Below are 24,810 nucleotides of genomic sequence, written 5' to 3'. Positions count from 1 at the left end.
TCTTATTTATTCTTCCCAGTCTTTTTGAGTTCTATAGACCACACCTTTAAAAAGTGCGACTAACTCATCACCTCGTTTTACTTCTACAATATTAAATCCTAATTTATTATTCACCTTTTCAATAACGCATTCCGCAACTATATAATCACCTTCATTTAATGCTTCAATATGATTGATGCTCGTCTCAATAGACACCGCATACTTACCATGTGTATTTGACGTAAATCCAAATGCTGTATCGGCCAATGTGTAACTAATGCCTCCATGTGCATAGTTCATACTATTCAGCATTTCTTTTCGAATGGTCATTCCAATTTTAACACGTCCAATTTCAGACACGATAATTTCAATTCCCATCCAAGTACTGAATGCATCTTGGCTTAGCATTTTATATGGAATTTTAGCGCCTTCCATTAAAAAAATGTTTTATTCTCACGATTCATTTTACGTAATAATGGGCTGCAACGATAGCGATCTTCATGGTATTCATCATACAATTTATCTAATGTAGCAACGCATTTATCAATGCCTATTTCATCTGCCCAAGCCAACAAGCCTTTTGGGTAATTAACCCCTTTGGTCATGGCGTTATCGATATCTTCCGCCGAGGCAACATTTAAAAATAATGCGTCGGCAGCTTCATTGATGAGCATGACTAAAACACGATTAAAAATTTGCTCAGCTAGTGCTTTATCTTCTGTTGGATTCGGTTTGGTTGCTCCTTCGGAATAATCGTAATACCCTTTTCCAGATTTACGACCTAAATAACCTGCTTCTGAAAATCGTTTTTGTGTAAATGCTGGTTTGTACCTAGGGTCGTAATAAAAAGCAGTAAACACGGTTTCGGTTACTGTATAATTTACATCGTTTCCTATAAAATCCATTAATTCAAATGGTCCCATTCGGAAACCACCCAAAGATTTTAAACTATGGTCAATAGTTGCAAAATCGGCAATACCTTCTTCATAAATTCGTAATGATTCTCCATAGAAAGGACGAGCGACTCTATTAACAATAAAACCTGGTGTGTCTTTAGCGACAGCTACTACTTTTTTCCAATCAGATATCGTATCAATAGACTTTTGAAGCACAGCTTCAGATGTTTGAATAGCTGGAATGACTTCTACCAATTTCATTAAAGGTGCTGGATTGAAAAAATGAATACCAACACAACGTTCTGGCTTTTGCAATGATGCAGCAATTGATGCTATAGATAAACTAGACGTGTTTGATGCTATAATACAATCATCGGCCACATAACTTTCCAATTCTGAAAATACGTTCTTTTTAATATCAAGATTTTCAACAATGGCTTCGATCGTTAAATTCGCATCGGCTAAAGCTTTCAAACTATCTACATAACTAATGTTGTTTTGAATTCTAGCTTTCTCATTTGCATCTATTCGACCTTTTTCAATAAGACGATTCATTATTTTCTCTAAAGATGCTTTTGCTTTATCTAAAGCATTTTTGTTCGAATCGTATAATTTCACCTTACAACCAGCGGTTGCAGCGACTTGTGCAATACCACTTCCCATTGTTCCAGAACCAATAATTCCTACGTTCATATTATTTACCTTTAAATTCTGGTTGACGTTTTTCTATAAATGCTGCTACACCTTCTTTATAATCTTCACTATTTGCTGCTTCAATTTGTAATTTAGATTCTAATGCTAATTGTTCGTCCAAAGTATTTGTCATAGATTGATTAAACAACTCTTTAATAAATCCAAGCGCTTTTGTTGGCATATTCGCTAATTTAAGCCCAAGTTTGTTAATGGTGTCTTCGTATTCATCTAAAGCAACACATTTATAAATCATTCCCATTCTTTCAGCCTCTTCAGCGCCAATTTTATCACCTAACATGGCCAATGCTGATGCTTTTTGAAAACCAATTAGTCGCGGCAAAAAGAAAGTTCCTCCACTATCTGGCACCAAACCAATTAAGCTAAATGCTTGAATAAAACTTACTTTTTCATGAGCAACTACAATATCGCAAGCCAAAGCTATGTTGGCACCTGCACCAGCTGCAACACCATTTACTGCAGCTATAACTGGCTTTTTAATAGAACGTATTCGAGTTATTATTGGATTATAATGTTCTTCCAATATTTTTTTAAATCCTGGATTTAAATTTGGATCTGTGACCTCTTTTAAATCTTGACCAGCACAGAATGCTTTACCACTTCCAGTCAAAACTATTGCTCTAACGTTTTTATTGGTTTCACAATCATCCAAAATAGACTGCAAACTTAAAGCCATTTCTCGATTGAAGCTATTAAATACTTCTGGTCTATTAAGCGTGATGTGTGCTACTTTGTTTTCAATTTTTAAAAGAATTGAATTATTACTCATATCTTAATTTTTATAGTCTATTTAAGACATTTAAAATAGTCGAATGGCTCAAGGCAATCGTCACACTGAAATTGTGCCTTACATGCTGTTGAACCAAACTGACTTATTAATCTTGTGTTTTTTGAACCACAATTGGTGCACTTAACCAACCGCTTTCCATTTAGCAATACATCTTTGTCTGCGTCAGCTTCTAAAGGTGCAGCTATGCCATATTCTTCTAATGCTTTTCGACCTCTTGGTGTAATCCAATCGGTCGTCCAAGCTGGATGTAAAATCAAATCAATTTCTGATTGATAACCTATATTTAATAATTCTTTTTTTATATCATCACCTATCACATCCATTGCAGGACAACCACTGTAGGTAGGTGTGATTTCTACTTTTACAAGGCCATTACTAACAGTTGCTGAACGAACAACTCCCATATCCATAATTGATAGTACTGGAATTTCTGGATCAGAGATTTTTTCCAATATTGGAATTAAAATATCATCAATATTTTGTTCAGTTGTTATCATTTTACCATTCCATGTTTGGATAGGTACGTTGCATATATTGCAAGTCGCTTAATAAATATCCTAAATGCTCTGTATGAATACCTTCTTTACCTCCTTTTTGGAACCATTTAGTCTCAGGAGTTACAAGCCCAGCTTCTTCTAATAGCTGATTTACTTGGCTATAATACGTATCCTTAAGCTTTGTAACATCTACACCAACACCTTCTTTCACCATCGCTTTATCTTCTTCTGTTTGATGAAACAATTCATCTGTATAGGTCCATAAACTATTAATAGCATCTTGCATTTTTTGTTTACTTTCTTGAGTGCCATCACCTAAACGTTTAACCCAATCCGATGAAAATCGTTCATGGTAGCTCACCTCTTTAATACACTTATTTGCAATCGCAGATAATGTTAAATCTGTACTTTTTTGTAATTCTGAAAGAAACGCTAAGTGATAGACATCAAACAAAAATTGACGTGTCATTGTAAACGCAAAATTGGTATTAGGTTGTTCAACTAGTAATACATTTTTATAGTCTCTTTCTTTACGGAGCATAGCGATATCATCTTCAGTTCTTCCATCACCCGCAATTTTAGCTGCATACTGAAAATAACTGCGTACTTGACCGAATAAATCCAAAGAAATATTTGTACACGCGATATCCGTTTCTAATGTTGGACCATGACCACATAGCTCTCCCATTCGTTGACCTAGAATTAAACTATTATCTGCAATACCGAGAATATAATTATATAGATTTTCGTTTTTCATTACATATGTTTTACTTCGTCAGGTAAATCGTAAAATGTTGGATGACGATAGACTTTATCTTGAGCAGGTTCAAACAATTCTCCATTGTTTTCCGGGTTTGAAGCGGTAATATTTTTAGATTCTACAACCCAAATACTTACACCTTCATTTCGTCTTGTATAGACATCACGAGCATTTTCAAGTGCCATTTCGGCATCTGCTGCGTGAAGGCTACCACAATGCCTATGTTCTAATCCGTTTTTACTTCTAACGAAGATTTCCCAAAGCGGCCAATTTTTTGTTGACATAATCTTATGTTTTAAACTGCTTGTTTTTGTTTTCTTTCTTTTTTCTTTTGGGCATGAGCCATTGCTGCATCACGCACCCACTCACCGCGTTCCCAAGCACCTACTCTAGCCTTCATACGTTCTTTATTGCAAGGACCATGACCTTTTACGACTTGCCAAAATTCATCCCAATCAATGTCTCCAAAATCATAACTACCTTTTTCTTCATTCCATTTTAAATCTTGATCAGGGATTGTTAATCCGATTAAATCGGCTTGGGGCACAGTTTGATCAATAAACTGCTGACGAAGGTCGTCATTAGATTTACGTTTCAATTTCCATTTCATAGACTGTGCTGTATGGACTGAAACATCATCTGTTGGACCGAGCATCATCAAACTAGGCCACCACCAGCGATTTAAAGCATCTTGAGCCATCTCTTTTTGCTCAGGTGTTCCGTTTGCCAATTTCATCATGATTTCGAAGCCTTGACGTTGGTGAAAACTTTCTTCTTTACACACACGAATCATCGCTCTAGCATAAGGACCATAAGATGTATTGCATAAAGGCACTTGATTAATGATAGCTGCACCATCTACCAACCAGCCTATAGCACCCATATCTGCCCAAGTGATGGTAGGATAATTAAAAATACTCGAGTACTTTGCTTTTCCGGTATGTAATTGCTCATACATTTCGTCTCTTGAGATTCCTAAGGTCTCTGTTGCCGAATAGAGGTACAATCCGTGTCCAGCTTCATCTTGAACCTTAGCTAGAAGGGCAACTTTTCGCCTTAAGGAAGGTGCACGCGTAATCCAGTTACCTTCAGGTAGCATACCGACAATTTCAGAATGCGCATGCTGAGACATTTGTCTGATATGCGTTTTGCGATACTTTTCGGGCATCCAATCTTTAGGTTCAATTTTTTCATCACGTGCAATTCGTGCTTCAAATTGTTCTTCTAGATTTCTAATTTGATCTTCACTCATTTTCTCTAGCTTTTAGCATATGGTTTTACCCTTTTAGCTGATTCAACTTTAATCTTTCTTTTTCAATATATTTTGATATTCCTCGACTTTACTCGGAAGGACACTTTTTTACTCACAAGACCAATGCGCGTTAAGGATGGAGCAATTGTTGGAGCTCATCTTTGATAGCGACTTGTGAGAGCCTGACTCTTCATCGCTCTTTTTAGAGCTATGCAGAGTAACGCCATTATTTTATTATACATCAAAATCTACTACAACTTTTTCTGTTATAGGAACGGCTTGACAACTCAAAACCAGATTTTGACTCACTTCTTTATCGTCTAATGCATAGTTGATTTTCATTTCAACTTCACCATGTTTAACCTCACACTTGCACGTACTACAAACACCACCTTTACATGCAAAAGGCAAATCGGCTCCAGCACCTAAAGCTGCATCTAAAATATTATCATAGTCTTTAGTCATAGTAAATTCAAACTCTTTTCCTCCATCTACTATAGTTACTTCTATACCTTCTACATTTTGTTGTGCTAAGCGCTCAGCTCGTTTTATATCTTCTTCAGACAATCCAGTAACAAACAATTCATAATGCACTAATTCTTTAGGCAAGCCAACATTTACCAAATACTCGCTTACATAATTCACCATTTTTTCTGGACCACAAAGAAACACTTCATTTGTATCAGGAATATCAATAAATGTCTTTGTTAACACTTCCATTTTTTCATCATCAAATCGTCCATTAAACAATTCAATATCTCGACGTTCTTTAGTTAAGAAATAATAGATTTCTAATCTGCCAAAATAGGTGTTTCGAAGCTGTTCAAGTTCTTCTTTAAAGATAATAGATTTTGCAGTTTTATTAACATAGAACAGTTTACAAGTTGAATGAGGTTCAGCTTGCAGATGTGCTTTAATCATAGACAAAACAGGAGTAATTCCGCTTCCTGCAGCAAAGAAAATATAGTTTTTTGAGGCATTAGGCTTTACCTCTACGCCAAAATTCCCACTGGGAGCCATAACTTCCATGACATCACCTGATTTCACCTTATTATTGATGAAGGTTGAAAACTTTCCACCAGGAATTTGCTTAACGGCAACTTGCCATTGATTATCAAATGGAGACGAGCATAAAGAATAGGACCGTCTTACATCTTCATCATTAATATCGGCTTTTAAGGTTAAATGCTGCCCTTGACTAAACTTGAACGATTCTTTCAATTCTTCTGGAACATGAAACGTTACGACCGAAGTATCTTCAGTTTCCTTATAAATATCAGCAACTTTTAAGTTGTAAAAATCTGCCATACAATAATTACATTCATTTAACTAACACTTGTTAGTTTGATGAACAAAGATACAAAATAATATTCTTAACTACTTGTTAATACCTTCTATGAGCACCACACTTAAACTTTGAGACAAGTCCTTTGCATCAAGATCCTCTTTCTTAGGTATCCATAAATACAATGAACGCAAGGTAGTTAACATGGAAAACATGATTATTTCTGGGCTATTATCTTTAATTTCTGAGGTTGAAATTCCTTTTTGAATTAAGCGTAGGAAGTTTGCTTCATATTCATTTCGAAGCTGCAAATAATAATCTAATTGTTCTTCTAAGTGCATCCAATCGTTATTTAAAGATGCCATTCCATTAGTATTATTAGCAGTAATGTCTACATGAAGAGACACAATTTGTTTTAATTTTTCAATATTAGATGAATCAGATTCAATAATACTATTCATTCCTGCAGTAAACTCTTCTGCAATTGAAATAATAATTTTCTTAAGAATATCTTGTTTTGAAGAAATATGATTGTAGAGACTTGCAGCTTTAATTCCCATTGCTGATGCCAGATCACGCATAGTTACTGCACTATACCCTTTTTCTTTAAAAAGCTTAGCTGCTGTACTAATTATTTCTTCTTTTCGTGTTTCTGACTTGGGATTCAAAGTTTGATATCTATGGAATTAAATGTGTCACTTTCAGTAATAGGTGTTTCATTATATTTTAAAGTCCAGCCTAAGGAATTAGTAAGAATGTAGAATTTAGATAACTCACTAATCAACCTATTTTTGGCATTAGATTTTAAAGATGAGTTTTCAATTTTAGTCATTAAAGACTTACTAACAGTTTCTTTAATAGCGTTATAATCTTCAGCCTCAAAAGGATTTAAGAAATCGGATTGCACATCGTAATATTCTAAATCTGGGCTAATTTTGATTTCTTCTTCAGGAATTGATATTAAAGTAAGTATCTTATTAACCTCATCAATATCATATTTAAGTTTACTGAGATCGTAAGCAATAGTAACATCGGCATTTACTACTACCAATGCTTTTTTGTCGGCAGTAAAAAAATCGCCAAACACTTCTTTTGAGTTTTCATAATTAAAGACCTCACTGAAATGACCTTCAGTGACTACTAGTTTTCCTACATTTTTGAGTTGTTCTTGTATTAACGCAGAATGTTCTTTAACAACAATAGTAGATTTATCATTAGTACATTGTTTATAACATAGAATAACAAGAAGCGTTAATACAACACCAAGTAAGACCTTTCGCATAAGGTAAAATTACACAAAAAAAACGTTAGTCTCTTTCTCTACTGAAAGCCTGACTAACGAATTTTCTCCTTACTCGATTAATAGCAATTCAAAAATACAATATAGCTGTATTAGAAATGTTATATAAATGTGAACTATAATTTACTAAAATGTAATTTATTTATTTTTTAAATCTAATTTCTCAGCAAAATAATCACAAAAATCTTGCATTGTTGCAGTCATTTTTTCATCCTGAGTTGCTCTATGGTAAGTCTTACTCATTGCCACCAAAGTCTGGTGGATAAACACCTTCATTTCATCAACTGGCATATCTTTAGTCCACAGATCTATTCTTAGTGATTCTTGTGCTTTACTATCCCAAACCGAAAGCATTAATGCTTTAGCCTCTTCGTTAGATATACCTCCATCTTGTGCGGACCAATTTAATTTTTCTGGTACACGATTTTCATCTAACTCAACATTCAACTCAATCTTAGAAGTCATAGTTTTTGCCATTATTGTTTTGGTTTATACTTTGTATTATTAAAAATTTCATCTGTACTTTTTTGCATCATATCTAAAAGTGAAACTTTATTATCTTTCATATACTTTCTCACGATTTGCCATCCTATAAATTGTCCTATTCGTCCAGGTGAACTATTATCAATCTCTAAATAAAACTTAGAAAACGGAGCCACGCTAATAAACTGACTAGGTAACTTACTATCTGTACTAAATAACAGCTCTCGTTCTACAAAATAACTCCAAACGTGACTCTCATTATCCTGAGCCCAACTAAGTTCTTGTGGAGTATATCCTATTTTTTGAGCATCAGTTTTAAATGGAATGATTATATCTTTAAAATAGAGGAGTTTACCATAATAAATCATTTCATCTAAAAATGTTTTTTTAGATGAAGGGTAGATATAGTTTTTAGCGTATTTTTCCGCTAAGTCAACAACAATATACTCGGATGAGAAATTCTTAGAAATATACTGTGGAATATTACTATAAAACCTGTGATCTTTACCCAAATAATTATCTAAAGCCACTAAAACTATGGAATCTGTGACGACCACTTTTTCTCTATATCTAACATTATTAGTAAGGGTTATGACTCTAGGTTCATTAAAAAATTGATCATAATATTTAAGATGTTGAAAAAGCAACTCTAAATCCTTCTGAATAGTTTTAAAATCCTTGTATGCTGCTGTAACTTCATTTCTCAATTCTTGCTGAAGTGTATCTATCATCGTTTCTACCCAAACAGAATCTGGAACCCGTTTTGGGAATAGAAACGGGAAAGCTGTCTTTAATTTTGTAAGATCATTAGGATTTGCATTAGAAAAAGCTGTTTCAAAACGTTCAATACTAAAATCTACATCAATTTTAGTTATTTCGCTATTAATTTTAGCATCCTTCTCACAGGAAAAAAAGGCAATTAGTACAACTAAAAGAAGATAAAAGTTCTTCATAAAAACTTAGATGTTTATTAATTTTTATTACTACTAGGTTTCCGTTATTTTTGTCTACAAAGGTACACTTCTTACAACTAAAACGAGAAAAATGCAAACAGAAAACGTGACAAAATACATAGTAAACTGGTTAAAGGATTATGCTTCTAACGCAAAAGTAAATGGTTTTGTTGTTGGTGTCTCAGGAGGTATCGACTCTGCTGTTACGTCTTCGCTTTGTGCAGAAACAGGTTTAAAGGTTTTATGTATTGAGATGCCAATTCATCAAGCTGCGAGTCATGTTACCAGAGCTCACGAACATATTACTCAGCTAAAAGAACGCTATTCAAATGTTAGTGATACTAGAGTTGATCTCACTCCTGTTTTTGAGGAGTTTAAAACTGAAGTTTCACTTGAGGGCAAACAAGCAACCGTAGATATGGCTCTTGCAAACACTAGAGCTAGACTAAGAATGACCACATTGTATTACCATGCAGGTTTGTTGGGATTATTGGTTGCAGGGACTGGAAATAAAGTTGAAGATTTTGGTGTTGGTTTTTATACAAAATATGGTGATGGTGGTGTAGATTTAAGTCCTATTGCTGATTTGATGAAATCTGAAGTCTATGCAGTTGGCGAATATCTAAGAGTACCTCACTCTATAATGGAAGCTGCACCAAGCGATGGATTGTTTGGCGATGCAAGAAGCGATGAGGACCAAATAGGAGCATCTTACCCTGAGTTAGAATGGGCAATGCAAATGCAAGATGAAGGAAAATCTTTAGAAGATTTTGAAGGAAGACAAAAAGAAGCTTTTAAAATTTACATGGACTATAATAGACGAAATCAGCATAAAATGATACCAATTCCTATTTGTGAAATCCCTAATAAATTCAGATAAAAATTAAGTTTTTATTATAATTTTAATAGAGTTGTTGTTATTTTAATTAATTTTGTGTGGAATCTCCACTACACTCATATTTACTTAATCGCATTAATCTGACTTTAATTAAACTATATAATTGTCATGATCAAAGTTTTAGTTGTTGATTCTCATCCTATCGTTAGAACTGGTTTAAAACTTCTTCTCGAATCTGCCAACGATATTCAAGTTGTTGGAACAATTGGTAGTGGTATTGAGATATTTGAATTTGTTCGTAGAAATGCTGTAGATATTATTATTTCTGAAGTAGATTTACCTGAACTCAATGGAATTACAGCTTTAAGAGCCATTAGAAAAGAATACAAAAACATTAATGTCGTCATGTTCAGCAATCAACCTGAAGAAATATATGCTATAAGTACAATGAAAGCCGGAGCATCAGGATATTTATCAAAAACAGTTAGTACTGATACCATCATAGATGCCCTACGAAAAGTAGCTAATGGAGGTACTTTCTTAAGCGAAAGTGTTAGTAAAAGCATGAAGTATCAAGATACTAGAATGACTAAGAGCAGGCTTTTTAAAAGACTATCTACAAGAGAGGTTGAGGTTTTAAAATTATTGTCTTCTGGTAAGAAAAACAAAGAAATTGCTCAAGAATTAGATATCAATGAAAAAACGGTTAGTACTTATAAAGCAAGGCTTTACAAAAAATTAAATGTTACAAATTTGGTTGATTTAATTCACCAAGCTCAGCATCATGAGCTTACTAACTAACTACTTTTCCTAATTTCCTTGACAATAACATTTTAAGCCCAACATAATCTTTTACATCCTCTAATATAGATGTCGTATTTGCACCTTCAACTATAGACTCATTCTGATATTCTTGCACCTTTTGATCTATAAGATAACATCTTAGACTAAGGATGGTTTGCGTTACTAACTGAGCTATTGTATTATTCTTATCTTTTGTAATAATATTTTTACGTTCCCAGTCGTGTAGATTATACTTTTCATCATCCATAAGAATAGATGTAACTTCACTTGCTAAGTCTTGTTCTAAGTTATTTATAAATGATCTAGTAGAAAATTCTTCACTTTGATGAAGATTATCTATTAAAGTATAGTATAGCTTTTTAAATGACATGTTCGAAAATTGCATTTCATCGTCTTGAAGGTCTAAATATATTTTCTCAAATACTCTAGATTTATGTATGACTGGTTCTAACTCTAAATCGCCAGTAGTTTCATTTTCTTTTAGTACTAAGTCTTCAAATTCCTCAGATGTATTTCCATAAAGCAACAAAATTTCAATAATCTTACGCTCTAATTCATATTGAATATCAATCTTTTTTTGTGGCTGTTCTTTTTGCCTAATAACATCAAAAGCTTTTTGTTCTTGTTTATAGGTTTTATTAGCTTCTTGAAACGTTTTTTTATCAATTTGAGCTAAAGTGCTAAAAAGAACATCTTCACTTATGTCCATGATTTTAGAACATTCTTGGATATAAATTTCTTTCTTTATATGATCTGGTATCTTAGCTATACTATTTACTATTTCTCTTATAGTCTCAGCTTTCTTAATAGGATCATTATTAGCTTCTTTGACCAATAACGATGCTTTATACTGAATAAAATCTTTGGCATTAGTATCTAGGTACAATGTAAGTTCCTCTAATGTATTATTCTTTGCAAAGCTATCTGGATCGTCACCTTCAGGGAAAGTACAAACCTTAACATTCATCCCTTGCTCTAGTATTAAATCTATACCACGAATAGAAGCTCTTATGCCAGCTGCATCTCCATCAAAAAGTACAGTAATATTGTTAGTGAGGCGATTAACTAGTCTTATTTGTTCTGGTGTTAACGCTGTACCAGATGAGGCCACAACATTTTTTATGCCTTTCTGATAAAATTGAATAACATCTGTGTAACCTTCAACCAAATAACAGTTATCTTCTTTAGCTATACTCTGTTTGGCAAAATATATTCCGTATAAAATTTTACTCTTATGATAAACTTGACTTTCAGGTGAGTTAAGGTATTTAGCAGCTTTTTTATCGTTACTTAATATACGGCCACCAAATCCTAAAATACGACCACTCATACTATGAATAGGAAACATCACTCTACCTTTAAAGCGATCAAAACGTTTATCTTCTTTAACTATAGTTAGCCCAGTTTTCTCTAAAAATTCTAACTGATAACCGTTACCGAGAGCGTCATCTGTAAAAGCTTGCCACTCATCTAAAGAATAGCCTAGGTTAAATTTCTTAATAGTATCTTCATTGAAACCACGTTCTTTAAAATAACTGTATCCGATTGCTTTTCCAGGATCAGTTTTATGCAAAGTCTTCTGAAAATATTCATTAGCATAAGCGTTAACTAAATACAGACTCTCTCTAGCATTAGCTTGTTCTCTTTGTTCATCGGACTGCTCGGTTTCCTCAATTTCTATATTATATTTTTTTGCTAAATACTTAATAGCTTCAGGATAGGTAAAATGTTCATGTTCCATTAAAAACGTAACTGCATTGCCACCTTTACCACTGGAGAAATCTTTCCATATTTGTTTTACAGGAGACACCATAAAACTTGGTGAACGCTCATCGCTAAAAGGGCTTAGTCCTTTAAAATTTGAACCTGCTTTTTTTAATTGCACAAAATCACCAATAACCTCCTCTACTCGAGCGGTTTCAAAGACTTTAGATATGGTGTTCTGTGTTATCAAATTTAATATAGTTAAGTAAGGATGTAAATTTAAGATAAAGTATCTGTTTTTGAAATTTAATATAGTATTTAGATTACTGTATTGTTTTTGTATAGGTCATTTTTAGTGTTAAGATGGGAATTTAGCCCTATAATGTCCTAAATAACTAAAACAACTTATTATGAAATATAAATTACTTTTACTAACACTTATTATTACTACCTTAGGATATTCTCAAAATGCACCAATAGATTTCGAAACAGGTGGTCTTGGAGCTAGTTGGACATGGACTGTTTTTGAAAACGACACTGATCCTGCTTTAGAAATTATAGCAAATCCAGTTTCTTCTGGTATTAATACTTCTGCAACTGTTGCTAAGTTTACTGCTTTACAAACAGGAGCTCCGTTTGCAGGTTGTGAATCTATGCATGGTGCTGATATAGGCAGCTTTATGTTTGACACAAACAATAGCACTATAAAAATTATGGTTTATAAATCTGTAATTAGTGATGTAGGTTTAAAATTTGCAGATGTAAATTCTGCAGCCTTAGTTGAGATTAAAGTTCCAAATACTGTTGTTAATGAATGGGAAGAGCTAACTTTTGACTTTTCACCATATATTGGTTTATTTCCACAAACTGTGGATCAAATCATAATTTTTCCAGATTTTGATAATTCTGGAAGAACTCAAGACAATATCATTTATTTTGATAACATCACATTTGATGATCAAATAATTACACCTGCTCCAATGGTTCCTGCTCCAACACCAACGATACCAGAAGCTAATGTTATTTCTGTATTTAACACAAATAACCCTTACACTGATATTACAGGAGTAGATTACAATCCGTTTTGGGGACAATCTACGGTTACAACTCAAATAGATATTATGGGGAATAATACACTTAAATATGCTGGATTAGATTATCAAGGCACTGATTTTTCAGGGAATGTACAGGATGTTTCTAGTATGAGTTACATACACGTCGATTATTGGTCTAGTGATGCAACTGCTTTACAATTTTTCTTAATAAATCAATCTACTGGTGGAGCTGGTGAAAAATTTTATGACTTTGCTGTTGAAGATGGAATTACTAATAATACTTGGGTAAGTAAAGATATTCCGTTAACACACTTTACTAACCAAGGGTTTAGTTTATTAGATATCATGCAATTTAAAGTGGTTGGAAATGGCACTATTTATTTTGATAATTTAATCTTTTCTACACAACCATTATCTGTTAATGATTTTAGTGATTTAAATGTTTCTACATATCCTAATCCTACATCTGATTTATGGACTATTGAAGTTTCTAATAGCTTAATTAAAACTGTAACCATTACAGATATCTTAGGAAAAACAGTTGATTTTATTGAAGTAAATTCGGATAAAATTCAGATCAATGCAAGTTCTTTATCTAGCGATATTTATTTTGCAAAAATTACTACAGATCAAGGGTCACAAACCATTAAATTGTTAAAGAATTAAAATAGCGCATAAAAAAGCTCCTTTACTGGAGCTTTTTTATTAGTTATAATAATTGTTATTTAATCAAAGTCAAAGCGTACGCCTAAGGATATATTATTCTGATCTATAGCTTGATCTTGAAATAATGGATTAAGGTCGTATTTAAAATACAGACTCGTATTACCGCGACCAACATAAGCACTTAGTCCATAGACAAAATCTGAAGCGTTATAATTACGTCTTATCTTTTGCTTTACACGATCTCCATTTTCTTTAAAACGAAGTTTTTGTTGTGTTCCGATTCTAAAACCTGCGTAACCTCCAACTCCGATTTTAAATTTCTTATGAGTACTATATCTAAAATAAGTATCTCTTTCAATCTTTTTTGAAGGACCAAACTCAAAATGTACAGGAAATACAAGGTTTGTAACTCTAAACTCCGATTCTCTTAAATCACTTGGAAAAGCCTCTAATGTTGTAGTTCCTCCATTTTGAACAAAGTACTTATCATCTTTAGGTGATAATTTATTCCATTGAAAAGAAAATCCATATTTAAGACGTATTGCATTAGACTCCTTTAATAATCTACTTTTCCAAGCCCAACCTAACTCTACAAAACCAGAGGTAAATGCATAGTAATCGTCTCCTATAGTTTTACCATCACTTAGTGTATGATTCCAACCAATAGCAAAAACCAGGTCACTACTTGTACGTCTATCATATACACGTGGCTTATTTTTCTTTTTAATAGAAAGCAAATTCCAGCTTTCTCCATCTTCATTACTAAATGATAAACCAAATGTACTATTTGTATTAGAGTCAGGATCATAACTATAATCATTACGCTCCAAGAGTGCTATTTTATTATCAATAATAGCTATTCTATTTTCAATATTAAGAGCTCGTTTTTTTGCAAGCTCTTTTTTGATAACATTAGCTTCACTTTCTGAAATTTCACCTTTCTCCAAGCGTTGATTAATCGCTTCAATTTCAGTTTTTAAAAATTCTCGCTCTTCATTTTTAATTGTTTCTTTTAAATTCTTAAGCACTTTTATTTGAAAAGAATTCTTTGTTTTAAGGCTATCTTTAACAACCTCTTGTGCATTAATTTGAGTAGCGCTTAAGCATAAGATGAGTAGCACTACATACTTTGTAATAGTAGTCATAACTGTTTGTTTTTAATTGATGTTTATTTAGTTATTACGCTCGGCAACTGCAGTTTTTACCGTTTCGTAGTTTGATTTAATTGCTTTAAATACTCGTGTTCTAAAGGATTGCTCTAATTCAGTTTCAACACCTTCTAACAAGGCATCTGCATCAACTGTTTTAGAATTTTCTTTAAATAATTTATCTTTAAACAACTCTTTTTGAGCTAATGTTAATAATGAATCTATTTCTCTATTGGTTACTGCAGAGCCATCGTTATGAAGTGTTTTAATTTCTGCCATAACTTCCTTAAACTTTTGCTCCTCAAAGGTTGTTTTATTTTGGACTAATGATGTCACTAACTCTTCTTTTCTGAGATCAGAGCTAACTTTATTTTCTGATGGCTGATAAGCTAAATCATTTATAACAGGTTTTTGTTTCTTTGTGTCAATAATTTGCTTTATTTCATTAGCAGAATTCACGTTTTTAGATTCTTTAATCTCTTTATAATCTGTTTCTTTTACTGCCATTTTTTCTTCAGAAGCTTCAGATAATGGATTTTGTTCTATAATTTGGATTTCTTCTAGTGGCTTATCAACTATTTCTGTGGAGATTGATTCATTTTCTTTTTCAAAAAATATAATTCCACTATAGATTAATAGCGCTATACTAGCTGCAATTCCTAACCACCACAAACCCTTTTTACTATTTGATTTATCATTATCATCTAATCGATTTGATAATGTCGACCAAGCTTCAGCACTAGGTTGTATGGTTCGTCTTTCGAGCTTTTCTCTCATATTATCTTCAAACTTAATTGGTGCCATAACTCGATGTATTTAATTCTTTAATTTTTTGTTGAAGCATTTGTCGTGCTTTAAATAATTGCGATTTAGAAGTGCCAATAGAAATCTTTAACATCTTTGCAATTTCGTGATGTTTATAGCCTTCAATAGCATACATAACAAACACCATCCTATAGCCTTCTGGTAAACTATCTATAACTTGCTGGATCTGTGCAACTTCAATGTCAGATTTAATGTTATTACTGAAATCTTCATTGACTTCGATCTCTTCAACAGCAAATTCTATAGTCTTTTTTTGTCTTAAAAACGAAATAGATTCTCTTATCATAATTCGTCTAATCCAACCTTCAAAACTTCCTTCATTTTTGAAGGATTTTAAATTTGTAAACACTTTGAAAAATCCATTTAACATTGCCTCTTCGGCTTGATGAATATCTTTGATATAGTATCTGCAAACACTCAACATTTTTGGCGCATGAAGCTCATATAGGACATGTTGTGCCTCACGATTATTTTTAATCGCTTTTTTTATAAGCTGAGCTTCGTTGTTATGAAGTTGGATAACTTTCAAAAGAGGGTTCATTTTGTCTTCTATTTATAAAGACGCAAAAATTATGCAAAGGGTTGTCTAAAGCGTTAAAAATTATTTTTTTCTATCTATAACATAGTTAACCATAAGCTCTAAAGAGGCTTTATATTCTGTGTTTTCGTAAACGCTCAATAGCTCCAAAGCTTCGTCTCTAAAGGATTTCATTTTTGCAACAGCGTAGTCTAATCCATTATTTTGCTTTACAAAGGCAATAACTTCTTTAACCCGTTTTTTATCCTTATTATAATTTTTTATAGAATTAATAAGCCACTTTTTATCCTTATTGGAGCAATTATTAAGGACATAAATTAAAGGAAGTGTCATTTTTTGTTCTTTGATATCAATACCTGTTGGCTTACCAATTTTTTCTTGTCCATAATCAAATAAATCATCTTTAATCTGAAACGCCATACCAATGAGCTCTCCAAACTTGCGCATAGTTTCAACGTCTTTAGATTCTGGTTTTACTGAAGCTGCACCAAGACTACAACAAGCGGCAATCAATGTTGCGGTTTTTTGTCTAATAATATCGTAATAAATAGCTTCTGTAATATCTAACTGACGTGCTTTTTCTATTTGAAGTAACTCGCCTTCGCTCATTTCGCGTACAGCAACAGAAATAATTTTAAGTAGATCAAAGTCATTATTATCAATAGAGAGTAATAATCCTTTAGAGAGCAAGAAATCTCCTATAAGTACTGCAATTTTGTTTTTCCAAAGCGCATTGATAGAAAAAAAGCCACGACGTCTGTTACTATCATCTACAACATCATCATGTACCAAAGTTGCTGTATGTATTAACTCAATAACCGAAGCACCTCTGTAAGTACGTTCACTTACAGTACCATTATTGAGCATTTTTGCCACTAAAAATACAAACATTGGTCGCATTTGTTTACCCTTTCTGTTAACTATGTAATGGGTAATACGATTTAATAAAGCAACTTTACTAGACATAGAAAGCCTGAACTTTTGTTCAAAAAGATCCATTTCAAATGCTATAGGCTGCTTTATTTGTTCGGTTATTTTCAACTTTGAAGTTTAACTATACAAAGATACTGTATAAAGATGTTTTTATTTTAGGATTTATTCCTGTAAAGTGTTTTATCTACAGATTGAACCATTCCATTTTTTTCCATTTTAACACCAATAAATGATTCTATTTTATCTGCTGCGTCAATAGGGTTTTGCAACACATCTTTATAGTTTAAATAAATAAGCTCAACTCCAGGTTCTGAATCTTTCCAAGCTTCTACCTTTTTGAGCTGCTTCTTAAATGCATTTAGCAATTTCACAGGAAGTTCATCTGGATTTCTCCCAGTCATTATCTGTTGTGACTTTACTACCTCATTTAAATCTCTATTCATAAAAATTATTTTGTATCGAAACTTAGAGTCAAGATGTTTTAGTAAAGGTGCCACTACTTTAACAGATTTATTTTCAGCTTTACTTAACCAAGAATTATCTTTGTGAATAGACATCACTGGTTCATATTCAAAATAACCTTTAGGATTAGAACGATCTGCCTTTCTTTTCTCATCAGTTAAAACTTTTATTCCTCCTTTATATAACATTTGCATCATCATAGATGTTCCTGATCTTGGTAAACCAGATACAATTACAATTTGATCTTTTTTGTAGGAGTTTGTGTTTTTATCTGTAAGGTTTAATTTTTCTTCAATATTCTCAATAGCTTGTTCAGCTTTATAGAATTTTTTAGGTGTTAATCTAGAGGCAGTTTCATAGGCGATTTTTGCATTTTCTAAATCGCCTAACTTATCTAAAGCTCTACCTAACACATAATGCGCTTTAGAATAGTATTTAACTAATTCAATACTAGTTAAAGCAGATTCAGCAGCTTCTTCATATTCTTTTAACTCTATCAAATTTTCTGCTAAGGCTGCGTGATATTTAGCTTTGTCTGGTTCAATTTCTACAGCACGCTCATAAGCCATTTGAGCATCATCAAATTTACCTAATGAATAATTACATAAACCTATTTTATACCATATTTCAGGATTATTACCTCTTCGTTCACTCTTTGCCTTTTCTAATACTTCAATTGCTTTTTCTGATTTACCAATTCCATGAAGAATTGACGCTTCAGCAAAGAAAAGAGCATACTTCACATCTGTTTTAACACTTTTAAGTTTTTTAAGATAATCTCTTGCACTTTCGTAATCCTTTTCTTCTAAGCTTATTGTTACAAGATCCATAAAGTAAGAACTCACATCAATTGGTTCCTTTTCTTCTATTAATTCTAATAATATTTCTTTTGCTTTACTGTAATTTTTTTTACCGAGATGAACTCTTGCTAAATTCTGTTTTAAATCGCATTTAGTTTTATGTACAGCTATTTCAATTTTCCCTTCAGGTTTATCTATATAACCAAGTTCTATTAATTGCTGCATTGTTTCTTCATCTGAAAAAACATCTAAACTCTCCTTATCCTTCAACTCACCAAAATCCCCTTTTATGTTTTCCCAACTATCAACATACTCAATTTTATTAGGGTTTTTAAAAATCTCTAGAGCTACTTTACCATCCATATCTCTACCGACTGGCAAATTAAAATGATTTAATATAGTTGGTGCAATGTCTATTAAACCAAGACCATAAACCTTTTGATTCTTTTTTATATTAGGTCCTGTTGCTACAAACATTCCAAATTGCCTATGATCCATAGCTGCTGCTGCCTGAACTTTAGGCATATTAATCAATCTTTTATTTCCTGATTCAAAACCATGATCAGACATTATTATTACTGTAGTATCATCATCAACCAATTCTAATGTTCTTTCTAACATCATATCCTGAAATCTATATGCTCCAGCAACAGCATCCTTAAAAATTTCATATTGATCTTGATTTACACCTTTAAGTTTTGGTGGATGAAATTTCATATAAGAATGACAAAAATGATCAATAAGATCATAATAAATAGCCATAAAATCCCAATTGGTAGTTCTAAGTAATCTAGTTGCAGCATTATGAATTGAGACATTCTCAGCAAGAACCTTTCCTGCAGGAAAAAGCCCGTTATTTTTTTCTTGATCAATTTTAGCTGCTAAAGGAATAAATGGTAAAATATGCTCACTTGTTACTTCCTGAGGAAACATTATTAAATCCTTAAAATCAGTAACCAAAGATTCTGGATGTATCGTTCCTTTTTCTAGTGGCTTCCTTTTTTTAGGATCTATAGAAACTTTTTGAAATTTATCGGTAATTACTACACCATTAATTGGTTCTGCAGGGAAACTTGGCCACCAACCAACTAGATTACTCTTAAAACCTTTGTGATGTAATATATTCCATACAGTCCTTGCTTTTCTTGAATTTGTAGTTACTGGTCTAACACCTTTGTTATCTTCCATAACTTCTATGAAGCCTAAAACGCCATGTTTATCAGGAGTTTTACCAGTAACAACAGAAGACCATAACATTGGAGAATATGGAGGATTCATAGTACTCATATTACCATGGACTCCATTTTGTATCATCTTTTTTAATGTTGGCATTTGACCATTAGCTATTAAAGGCCAAATTATTTTCCAATCAGCTGCATCCCAACCTATAACTAATAGCTTATTCTTTTGCATTAGGGTTTGCTTTTATTGATTTCTTCTTAATTTCTCTCCAAGCCTCAAATGCAATATCTCCATAAGCAAGTAAGCCTAAATTACTTTTTAACGGTATTTCAGATAATTCAATTTGTAGCTTTTCTTCAATATTACTATTTGAGTTTTTCACAGATTAATTTGTTTTAGAAAGATAAAATTTATAATTTTAAAAGATATGCTAGTTATAAATTAATTAAAAAACGAAAAATACATGAAAAAAACTACTTCTAAAAAGCTTTCAAAAAGACTTTTACAATATGGTGCATTTTCCGCTGCCATAATGGGTACTACAGATGCTAGTGGTCAAATTGTTTACACTGATATTGCAGATGAAACAGTCGATGCCGCTAATGCTCGTGTAGCAATTGATATTAATAATGACATGATGGGTGATGTCCTATTTGGTGTAGGAACAGGATCAACAGGGTTTGCTTTTGTTTTCCCAGCATCGAGTTCAATGGCTCCAGGCTACAATGCTAACTTATTTAATGGTTTTACCTCTGGTGCATATGCTTATCCATCTAATTTAACCGCAGGTACTGCAATTGATGGTACAAATCCAACATTTGGCGGCCAAAGAGGAGATTTCAACTATGGAAGTTGTGGTTATCCTAATAGTCAATTTTGTGATGGTATGGATGGTTATGTAGGTGTTCATTTTGACGTAGGTGGCAACACACATTACGGTTGGATTAGAATCCAAGTTGCTTCAAGTGGCGCAACAATAGTAATTAAAGATTATGCATACAATGCTACACCTGGAGATCCTATTGAAGCTGGACAAACCTTAAGTGTAACCGATTTTGAAGCTAATAACTTTAGTCATGTTTACAGTAAGGATACTAAAACTCTATCTTTAGAGTCTTCAATTTTACCATTAACTGGGATTGAAATTTATAATGTACTAGGTAAAGTAGTCATTAATAAATCCTTATCTAATACTCAAGAATACATAGACATGAGTACTGTATCTGATGGTATTTATTTAGCAAAAATAAAAGTGGAAGGTGGATCTAAAACTATTAAATTCATAAAGAATTAAAGCACGTTCTCAATCATAAAAAAAGCGACTAAATAGTCGCTTTTTTTATTGTGTTTTATTGGCTAATTGACCACAAGCTGCATCAATATCTTTACCTCTAGATCTACGAACTGTTACTGTAATATTATTACGTTCTAAAGTATTAATATACAAATCTAAAGCCGCTTTATTAGCTTGCTGAAACTCACCATCGTCTATTGGATTATATTCAATGAGATTAACTTTACTTGGCGCAAATTTGCAAAACTGAACTAAGGCGTCAACATCTTTCTTAGTATCATTAATACCTTCCCAAACCACATATTCATAAGTGATTCTATTTTTTGTTTTGTGATACCAATATTCTAAAGCTTCGCGTAAGTCTTTTAAGGGAAATGTGGCATTAAATGGCATTATGGATGTACGAACCTCGTCAATTGCTGAATGTAAAGACACTGCTAATTTAAACTTCACATTTTCATCTGCCATTTTCTTAATCATTTTTGGCACTCCAGAAGTTGATACAGTAATGCGTTTAGGTGACATGCCAAGACCTTCGTTAGTTGTAATTTTATCAATAGCCTTTAAGACATTATTATAGTTCATTAATGGTTCTCCCATTCCCATAAACACAATATTACTTAAAGGTCTATTGTGGTATAATCTACTCTCGTTATCTATAGCAACCACTTGATCATAGATCTCATCCGGATTGAGGTTACGCATACGTTTTAACTTTGCAGTTGCACAAAATCTACAATCTAAGCTACAGCCAACTTGAGATGATACGCAAGCTGTAGTCCTAGTTTTTGTAGGTATTAAAACGGACTCAACTACTAATCCATCGTGTAATTGCACTGCGTTTTTTATTGTACCATCTTCACTACGCTGAATTTGATCTACTTTTATGTGATTTATAACAAAATGTTCTTTGAGCATTTCTCTGGTACTAAGAGATACATTAGTCATGTCCTCAAAACTATGTGCAGACTTTTTCCAAAGCCACTCATACACTTGATTACCTCTGAAGGCTTTATCGCCTTGAGAGGTAAAAAAGGCTCTTAGTTGCTCTTTAGTTAAGGCTCTTATATCTTTCTTCTTAATTTCCATGTATTGCAAAAGTACTAAAGGTTTAAAGCCTTAGCATAAAAAAAGCCTTGAAATTTCAAGGCTTTATATGTATTGTTATTTCTATTATTAGATGATTAACATGGCGTCACCATACGAATAGAATTTATATTTTTCTTTTACGGCTTCATCATAAGCTCTTTTAATAAAATCGTGACCTGCAAAGGCTGAAACCATCATTAATAATGTGGATTTTGGTGTATGAAAATTGGTTACCATACTGTTAGCAATACTAAACTCGTAAGGCGGAAAAATAAACTTATTGGTCCAACCTGTATAATCGTTTAAAGTTCCTTCTGATGATACAGAACTCTCTATCGCTCTCATTGACGTAGTACCAATGGCACAGATTCGCCTTTTATTTTTCTTCCCATTATTTACAATTTCAGCAGCACGTTCATCTATTACAATCTCTTCACTATCCATTTTATGCTTAGACAAATCTTCTACCTCAACTGGATTAAAAGTCCCTAAACCAACATGCAAAGTAATCTCTGCACGCTCAACACCTTTAATCTCTAAACGTTTTAATAAATGTTTAGAAAAATGCAAACCAGCTGTTGGTGCTGCAACTGCACCTTCATTTTTTGCAAAAATGGTTTGATAACGTTCTTGATCCTCAGGCTCTACATCTCTTTTAATATATTTTGGCAATGGTGTTTGACCAAGTTCATTTAATTTGGTTCTAAACTCACGATATGATCCATCGTATAAAAAACGTAAGGTTCTTCCTCTAGAGGTGGTGTTATCAATTACTTCTGCAACTAAGGAGTCGTCTTCTCCAAAATATAGTTTATTACCAATTCTAATTTTTCGGGCTGGATCTACAAGAACATCCCAAAGACGTTGATCCTCGTTTAATTCTCTTAATAAAAACACTTCGATACGTGCACCTGTTTTTTCTTTATTACCATAAAGTCTAGCCGGGAACACTTTTGTGTTATTTAATATCATCACATCACCTTCATCAAAGTAATCTATCAAATCCTTAAACTGTTTATGTTCGATGGTTTGATGCTCTCTATTAAGAACCATTAATCTGGCTTCATCTCTATGCTCTGCAGGATGTTCAGCTAGTAATTCTTCAGGAAGGTCAAAGTTAAAGTGTGATAATTTCATATATGTATTGTTGATTTAAACGGCTGCAAATATACAATCTCAATATAGGCCTTGTCAAGTAAATAAAGGTTTTTATTACTAAAACATTTATGACAACACTATTGCCTACCAAAAACGTCTAATAAACATATTAAAATCACTTTATTTAGATTACCACCATCAAGGTAATGGTAGGCCAATTTTTAATTAGCTGTTATTTCTCGTAGTTTAATTCCTATAGACTCTAAATCTCTCCAAAAGTCTGGATATGACTTTGAAACTACAGCTGCATCTTTAATTATAATAGCGGTTTTGAGAGCTAAAGGCGCAAATGCCATAGCCATTCTATGATCGTTATAGGTTTCTATTTCGACAGACTCATTTACACTTTTAGTAGCTTTTAAATGTAAAGTGTTTTCAGTAGTATTTACTTCACCTCCAAGTTTTTCTATTTCGGATTGTAATGCTATTAATCGATCTGTTTCTTTAATCTTTAGTGTATGTAATCCTGAAAGATGACATTCTACTCCTAATCCAAAACAGGTCACTGCGATGGTTTGAGCAATATCTGGCGCATTAGATAAATTAAAATTAATAGGTGTGCTTATTTTAGTTGTTGATTTGTGTAGCCTAATACTATGCTCAAAAAACGTTGTTTCTACTCCAAAATTCTCATATAAATTTGCTAATACTGCATCACCTTGTAAAGACCTTGATTTATATGATTTTAAGGTTACTGTTGTGCCAATATCACTCAACGCAATTATACTATAAAAGTAAGATGCTGAAGACCAATCAGATTCTACTGTAAAGGTCTTAATATTAATACTTTTAGTTAGAGGTTTTATTGAAATGATCTGATTATCAAAATTAGTTTTCACACCAAGTTCTTCTAATAAGCTCAATGTCATTTTAATGTAAGGTACTGAGGTTATTTCACCTTCTAAAATAAGTTTTAATCCATTAGGTAAAGAAGGTGCTATTAATAATAAAGCAGAAATGTACTGACTACTTACATTAGCCTTTAGAGTTACCTTATGCTTTGTTATTTTTGATGGTGTTATCTTTAAAGGTGGAAAACCGTCTTCGTTCACATAACTTACATCAGCTCCTAAATCTCGTAGTGCTCCAACAAGAATTGCAATTGGTCTTTCTTGCATTCGTTTAGAACCAGTAATAACAACGTCTTGATTTGTTGTCGTAGCATAATAAGCCGTAAGAAAACGCATTGCTGTGCCTGCATGATGAATATCTACAAGAGTATCATTAGACGCAATTGCTTTTTGCATTAAGGATGTATCATCTGAATTTGAAAGGTTCTCTAATACTATATTAGAATACAAGGATTTTAATAACAAAAGTCGGTTAGATTCACTTTTAGAGCCAGTGATTCTAATAGTTTTTGAAGATTGTATTTTTGATTTATAGAGCTTTAAATCCATTGTAAAAT

General features: G+C 32.7%; 26 protein-coding genes. 4 read left to right on the top strand and 22 right to left on the bottom strand.

Annotated elements, in window-relative coordinates; all coding sequences use genetic code 11:
- Positions 1-6: 6 nt before the first annotated feature.
- The 12 genes from RM697_RS10395 to gldB all read right to left on the bottom strand — a co-directional run bounded on the left by RM697_RS10395 (position 7) and on the right by gldB (position 8,906).
- A complete protein-coding gene (locus RM697_RS10395) occupies positions 7-414 on the bottom strand; it encodes a PaaI family thioesterase (protein WP_311427824.1) in 408 nt (135 codons plus the stop codon).
- Positions 414-1,568, bottom strand: coding sequence for a 3-hydroxyacyl-CoA dehydrogenase NAD-binding domain-containing protein (locus RM697_RS10390; RefSeq protein ID WP_311427823.1), 1,155 nt, complete (start codon positions 1,566-1,568; stop codon positions 414-416). The genes RM697_RS10395 and RM697_RS10390 overlap by 1 nt, the downstream gene beginning before the upstream one ends.
- A gap of 1 nt (position 1,569) precedes the next feature.
- Positions 1,570-2,355: an enoyl-CoA hydratase-related protein gene (locus tag RM697_RS10385; protein ID WP_311427822.1), complete on the bottom strand. Its 786-nt coding sequence runs from the start codon at positions 2,353-2,355 to the stop codon at positions 1,570-1,572.
- 17 nt (positions 2,356-2,372) lie between these two features.
- Positions 2,373-2,873, bottom strand: a complete 501-nt coding sequence (paaD, locus tag RM697_RS10380) for a 1,2-phenylacetyl-CoA epoxidase subunit PaaD (protein ID WP_311427821.1) — start codon at positions 2,871-2,873, stop codon at positions 2,373-2,375.
- Between the two features lies 1 nt (position 2,874).
- Positions 2,875-3,630, bottom strand: coding sequence for a 1,2-phenylacetyl-CoA epoxidase subunit PaaC (paaC, locus tag RM697_RS10375; protein WP_311427820.1), 756 nt, complete (start codon positions 3,628-3,630; stop codon positions 2,875-2,877).
- The gene (paaB, locus tag RM697_RS10370) at positions 3,630-3,917 is read right to left on the bottom strand and encodes a 1,2-phenylacetyl-CoA epoxidase subunit PaaB (RefSeq protein WP_299125143.1); all 288 of its coding nucleotides are present in this window, start codon (positions 3,915-3,917) and stop codon (positions 3,630-3,632) included. Before paaB ends, paaC begins: the two co-directional genes overlap by 1 nt.
- Before the next feature lie 11 nt (positions 3,918-3,928).
- Entirely contained in the window at positions 3,929-4,885 is a 957-nt protein-coding gene (gene paaA / locus RM697_RS10365) for a 1,2-phenylacetyl-CoA epoxidase subunit PaaA (RefSeq protein WP_311427819.1), read from the bottom strand.
- A gap of 234 nt (positions 4,886-5,119) precedes the next feature.
- On the bottom strand, positions 5,120-6,193 hold the full coding sequence (locus tag RM697_RS10360; protein WP_311427818.1) for a 2Fe-2S iron-sulfur cluster-binding protein: 1,074 nt from the start codon (positions 6,191-6,193) through the stop codon (positions 5,120-5,122).
- A 69-nt stretch (positions 6,194-6,262) separates the two neighbouring features.
- Positions 6,263-6,838 (bottom strand): TetR/AcrR family transcriptional regulator, encoded by a 576-nt coding sequence (locus RM697_RS10355; RefSeq protein WP_311427817.1) that lies wholly within the window; start codon positions 6,836-6,838, stop codon positions 6,263-6,265.
- Positions 6,835-7,452 (bottom strand): DUF4230 domain-containing protein, encoded by a 618-nt coding sequence (locus RM697_RS10350; protein ID WP_311427816.1) that lies wholly within the window; start codon positions 7,450-7,452, stop codon positions 6,835-6,837. The genes RM697_RS10355 and RM697_RS10350 overlap by 4 nt, the downstream gene beginning before the upstream one ends.
- Before the next feature lie 156 nt (positions 7,453-7,608).
- Positions 7,609-7,947 carry a gliding motility protein GldC gene (gene gldC / locus RM697_RS10345; protein WP_311427815.1) on the bottom strand — a complete coding sequence of 113 codons (339 nt, stop codon included), beginning with the start codon at positions 7,945-7,947 and terminating at the stop codon, positions 7,609-7,611.
- On the bottom strand, positions 7,947-8,906 hold the full coding sequence (gldB, locus tag RM697_RS10340) for a gliding motility lipoprotein GldB (RefSeq protein WP_311427814.1): 960 nt from the start codon (positions 8,904-8,906) through the stop codon (positions 7,947-7,949). The genes gldC and gldB overlap by 1 nt, the downstream gene beginning before the upstream one ends.
- 91 nt (positions 8,907-8,997) lie before the next feature.
- On the opposite strand from gldB, the gene nadE reads away from it, so the two are divergent.
- Both nadE and RM697_RS10330 read left to right on the top strand, forming a co-directional pair.
- On the top strand, positions 8,998-9,786 hold the full coding sequence (gene nadE, locus RM697_RS10335; protein WP_311427813.1) for an NAD(+) synthase: 789 nt from the start codon (positions 8,998-9,000) through the stop codon (positions 9,784-9,786).
- A 126-nt stretch (positions 9,787-9,912) separates the two neighbouring features.
- Entirely contained in the window at positions 9,913-10,545 is a 633-nt protein-coding gene (locus RM697_RS10330; protein ID WP_311427812.1) for a response regulator, read from the top strand.
- Here RM697_RS10330 and dnaG read toward each other — a convergent pair.
- The gene (dnaG, locus tag RM697_RS10325; protein ID WP_311427811.1) at positions 10,538-12,502 is read right to left on the bottom strand and encodes a DNA primase; all 1,965 of its coding nucleotides are present in this window, start codon (positions 12,500-12,502) and stop codon (positions 10,538-10,540) included. The two genes, RM697_RS10330 and dnaG, sit on opposite strands and share 8 nt — an antisense overlap.
- A gap of 160 nt (positions 12,503-12,662) precedes the next feature.
- Between dnaG and RM697_RS10320 the strand changes: the two genes are divergently transcribed.
- Positions 12,663-13,973 (top strand): T9SS type A sorting domain-containing protein, encoded by a 1,311-nt coding sequence (locus RM697_RS10320; RefSeq protein ID WP_311427810.1) that lies wholly within the window; start codon positions 12,663-12,665, stop codon positions 13,971-13,973.
- A 59-nt stretch (positions 13,974-14,032) separates the two neighbouring features.
- Here the strand turns inward: RM697_RS10320 and RM697_RS10315 are convergent, their stop codons facing one another.
- The 6 genes from RM697_RS10315 to RM697_RS10290 all read right to left on the bottom strand — a co-directional run bounded on the left by RM697_RS10315 (position 14,033) and on the right by RM697_RS10290 (position 20,243).
- The gene (locus RM697_RS10315) at positions 14,033-15,118 is read right to left on the bottom strand and encodes a BAR domain-containing protein (protein WP_311427809.1); all 1,086 of its coding nucleotides are present in this window, start codon (positions 15,116-15,118) and stop codon (positions 14,033-14,035) included.
- Between the two features lie 27 nt (positions 15,119-15,145).
- Positions 15,146-15,925: a hypothetical protein gene (locus RM697_RS10310; protein ID WP_311427808.1), complete on the bottom strand. Its 780-nt coding sequence runs from the start codon at positions 15,923-15,925 to the stop codon at positions 15,146-15,148.
- A complete protein-coding gene (locus RM697_RS10305) occupies positions 15,912-16,475 on the bottom strand; it encodes an RNA polymerase sigma factor (protein WP_311427807.1) in 564 nt (187 codons plus the stop codon). The genes RM697_RS10310 and RM697_RS10305 overlap by 14 nt, the downstream gene beginning before the upstream one ends.
- Before the next feature lie 72 nt (positions 16,476-16,547).
- Positions 16,548-17,525, bottom strand: a complete 978-nt coding sequence (locus RM697_RS10300) for a polyprenyl synthetase family protein (RefSeq protein ID WP_311427806.1) — start codon at positions 17,523-17,525, stop codon at positions 16,548-16,550.
- 47 nt (positions 17,526-17,572) lie between these two features.
- Positions 17,573-20,092, bottom strand: a complete 2,520-nt coding sequence (locus RM697_RS10295; protein ID WP_311427805.1) for an alkaline phosphatase family protein — start codon at positions 20,090-20,092, stop codon at positions 17,573-17,575.
- Positions 20,079-20,243 (bottom strand): hypothetical protein, encoded by a 165-nt coding sequence (locus RM697_RS10290; protein ID WP_311427804.1) that lies wholly within the window; start codon positions 20,241-20,243, stop codon positions 20,079-20,081. The genes RM697_RS10295 and RM697_RS10290 overlap by 14 nt, the downstream gene beginning before the upstream one ends.
- Positions 20,244-20,324: 81 nt before the next feature.
- On the opposite strand from RM697_RS10290, the gene RM697_RS10285 reads away from it, so the two are divergent.
- Positions 20,325-21,155 (top strand): T9SS type A sorting domain-containing protein, encoded by an 831-nt coding sequence (locus tag RM697_RS10285; RefSeq protein ID WP_311427803.1) that lies wholly within the window; start codon positions 20,325-20,327, stop codon positions 21,153-21,155.
- 45 nt (positions 21,156-21,200) lie between these two features.
- On the opposite strand, the gene rlmN is transcribed toward RM697_RS10285, so the two are convergent.
- From rlmN to RM697_RS10270, 3 genes are all read right to left on the bottom strand, one after another.
- Complete coding sequence (gene rlmN, locus RM697_RS10280) at positions 21,201-22,244, bottom strand: dual-specificity RNA methyltransferase RlmN (RefSeq protein WP_311427802.1); 1,044 nt, start codon at positions 22,242-22,244, stop codon at positions 21,201-21,203.
- 87 nt (positions 22,245-22,331) lie between these two features.
- Entirely contained in the window at positions 22,332-23,381 is a 1,050-nt protein-coding gene (queA, locus tag RM697_RS10275) for a tRNA preQ1(34) S-adenosylmethionine ribosyltransferase-isomerase QueA (RefSeq protein ID WP_311427801.1), read from the bottom strand.
- Between the two features lie 182 nt (positions 23,382-23,563).
- Positions 23,564-24,802, bottom strand: coding sequence for a 3-phosphoshikimate 1-carboxyvinyltransferase (locus tag RM697_RS10270; protein WP_311427800.1), 1,239 nt, complete (start codon positions 24,800-24,802; stop codon positions 23,564-23,566).
- Positions 24,803-24,810: the final 8 nt, after the last annotated feature.

This window comes from Microcosmobacter mediterraneus (assembly GCF_031846265.1).
Classification (GTDB): domain Bacteria; phylum Bacteroidota; class Bacteroidia; order Flavobacteriales; family Flavobacteriaceae; genus Microcosmobacter; species Microcosmobacter mediterraneus.
The sequence above is the reverse complement of the archived record's forward strand: the minus strand, read 5'-3'. Positions and strand labels throughout refer to the sequence as shown.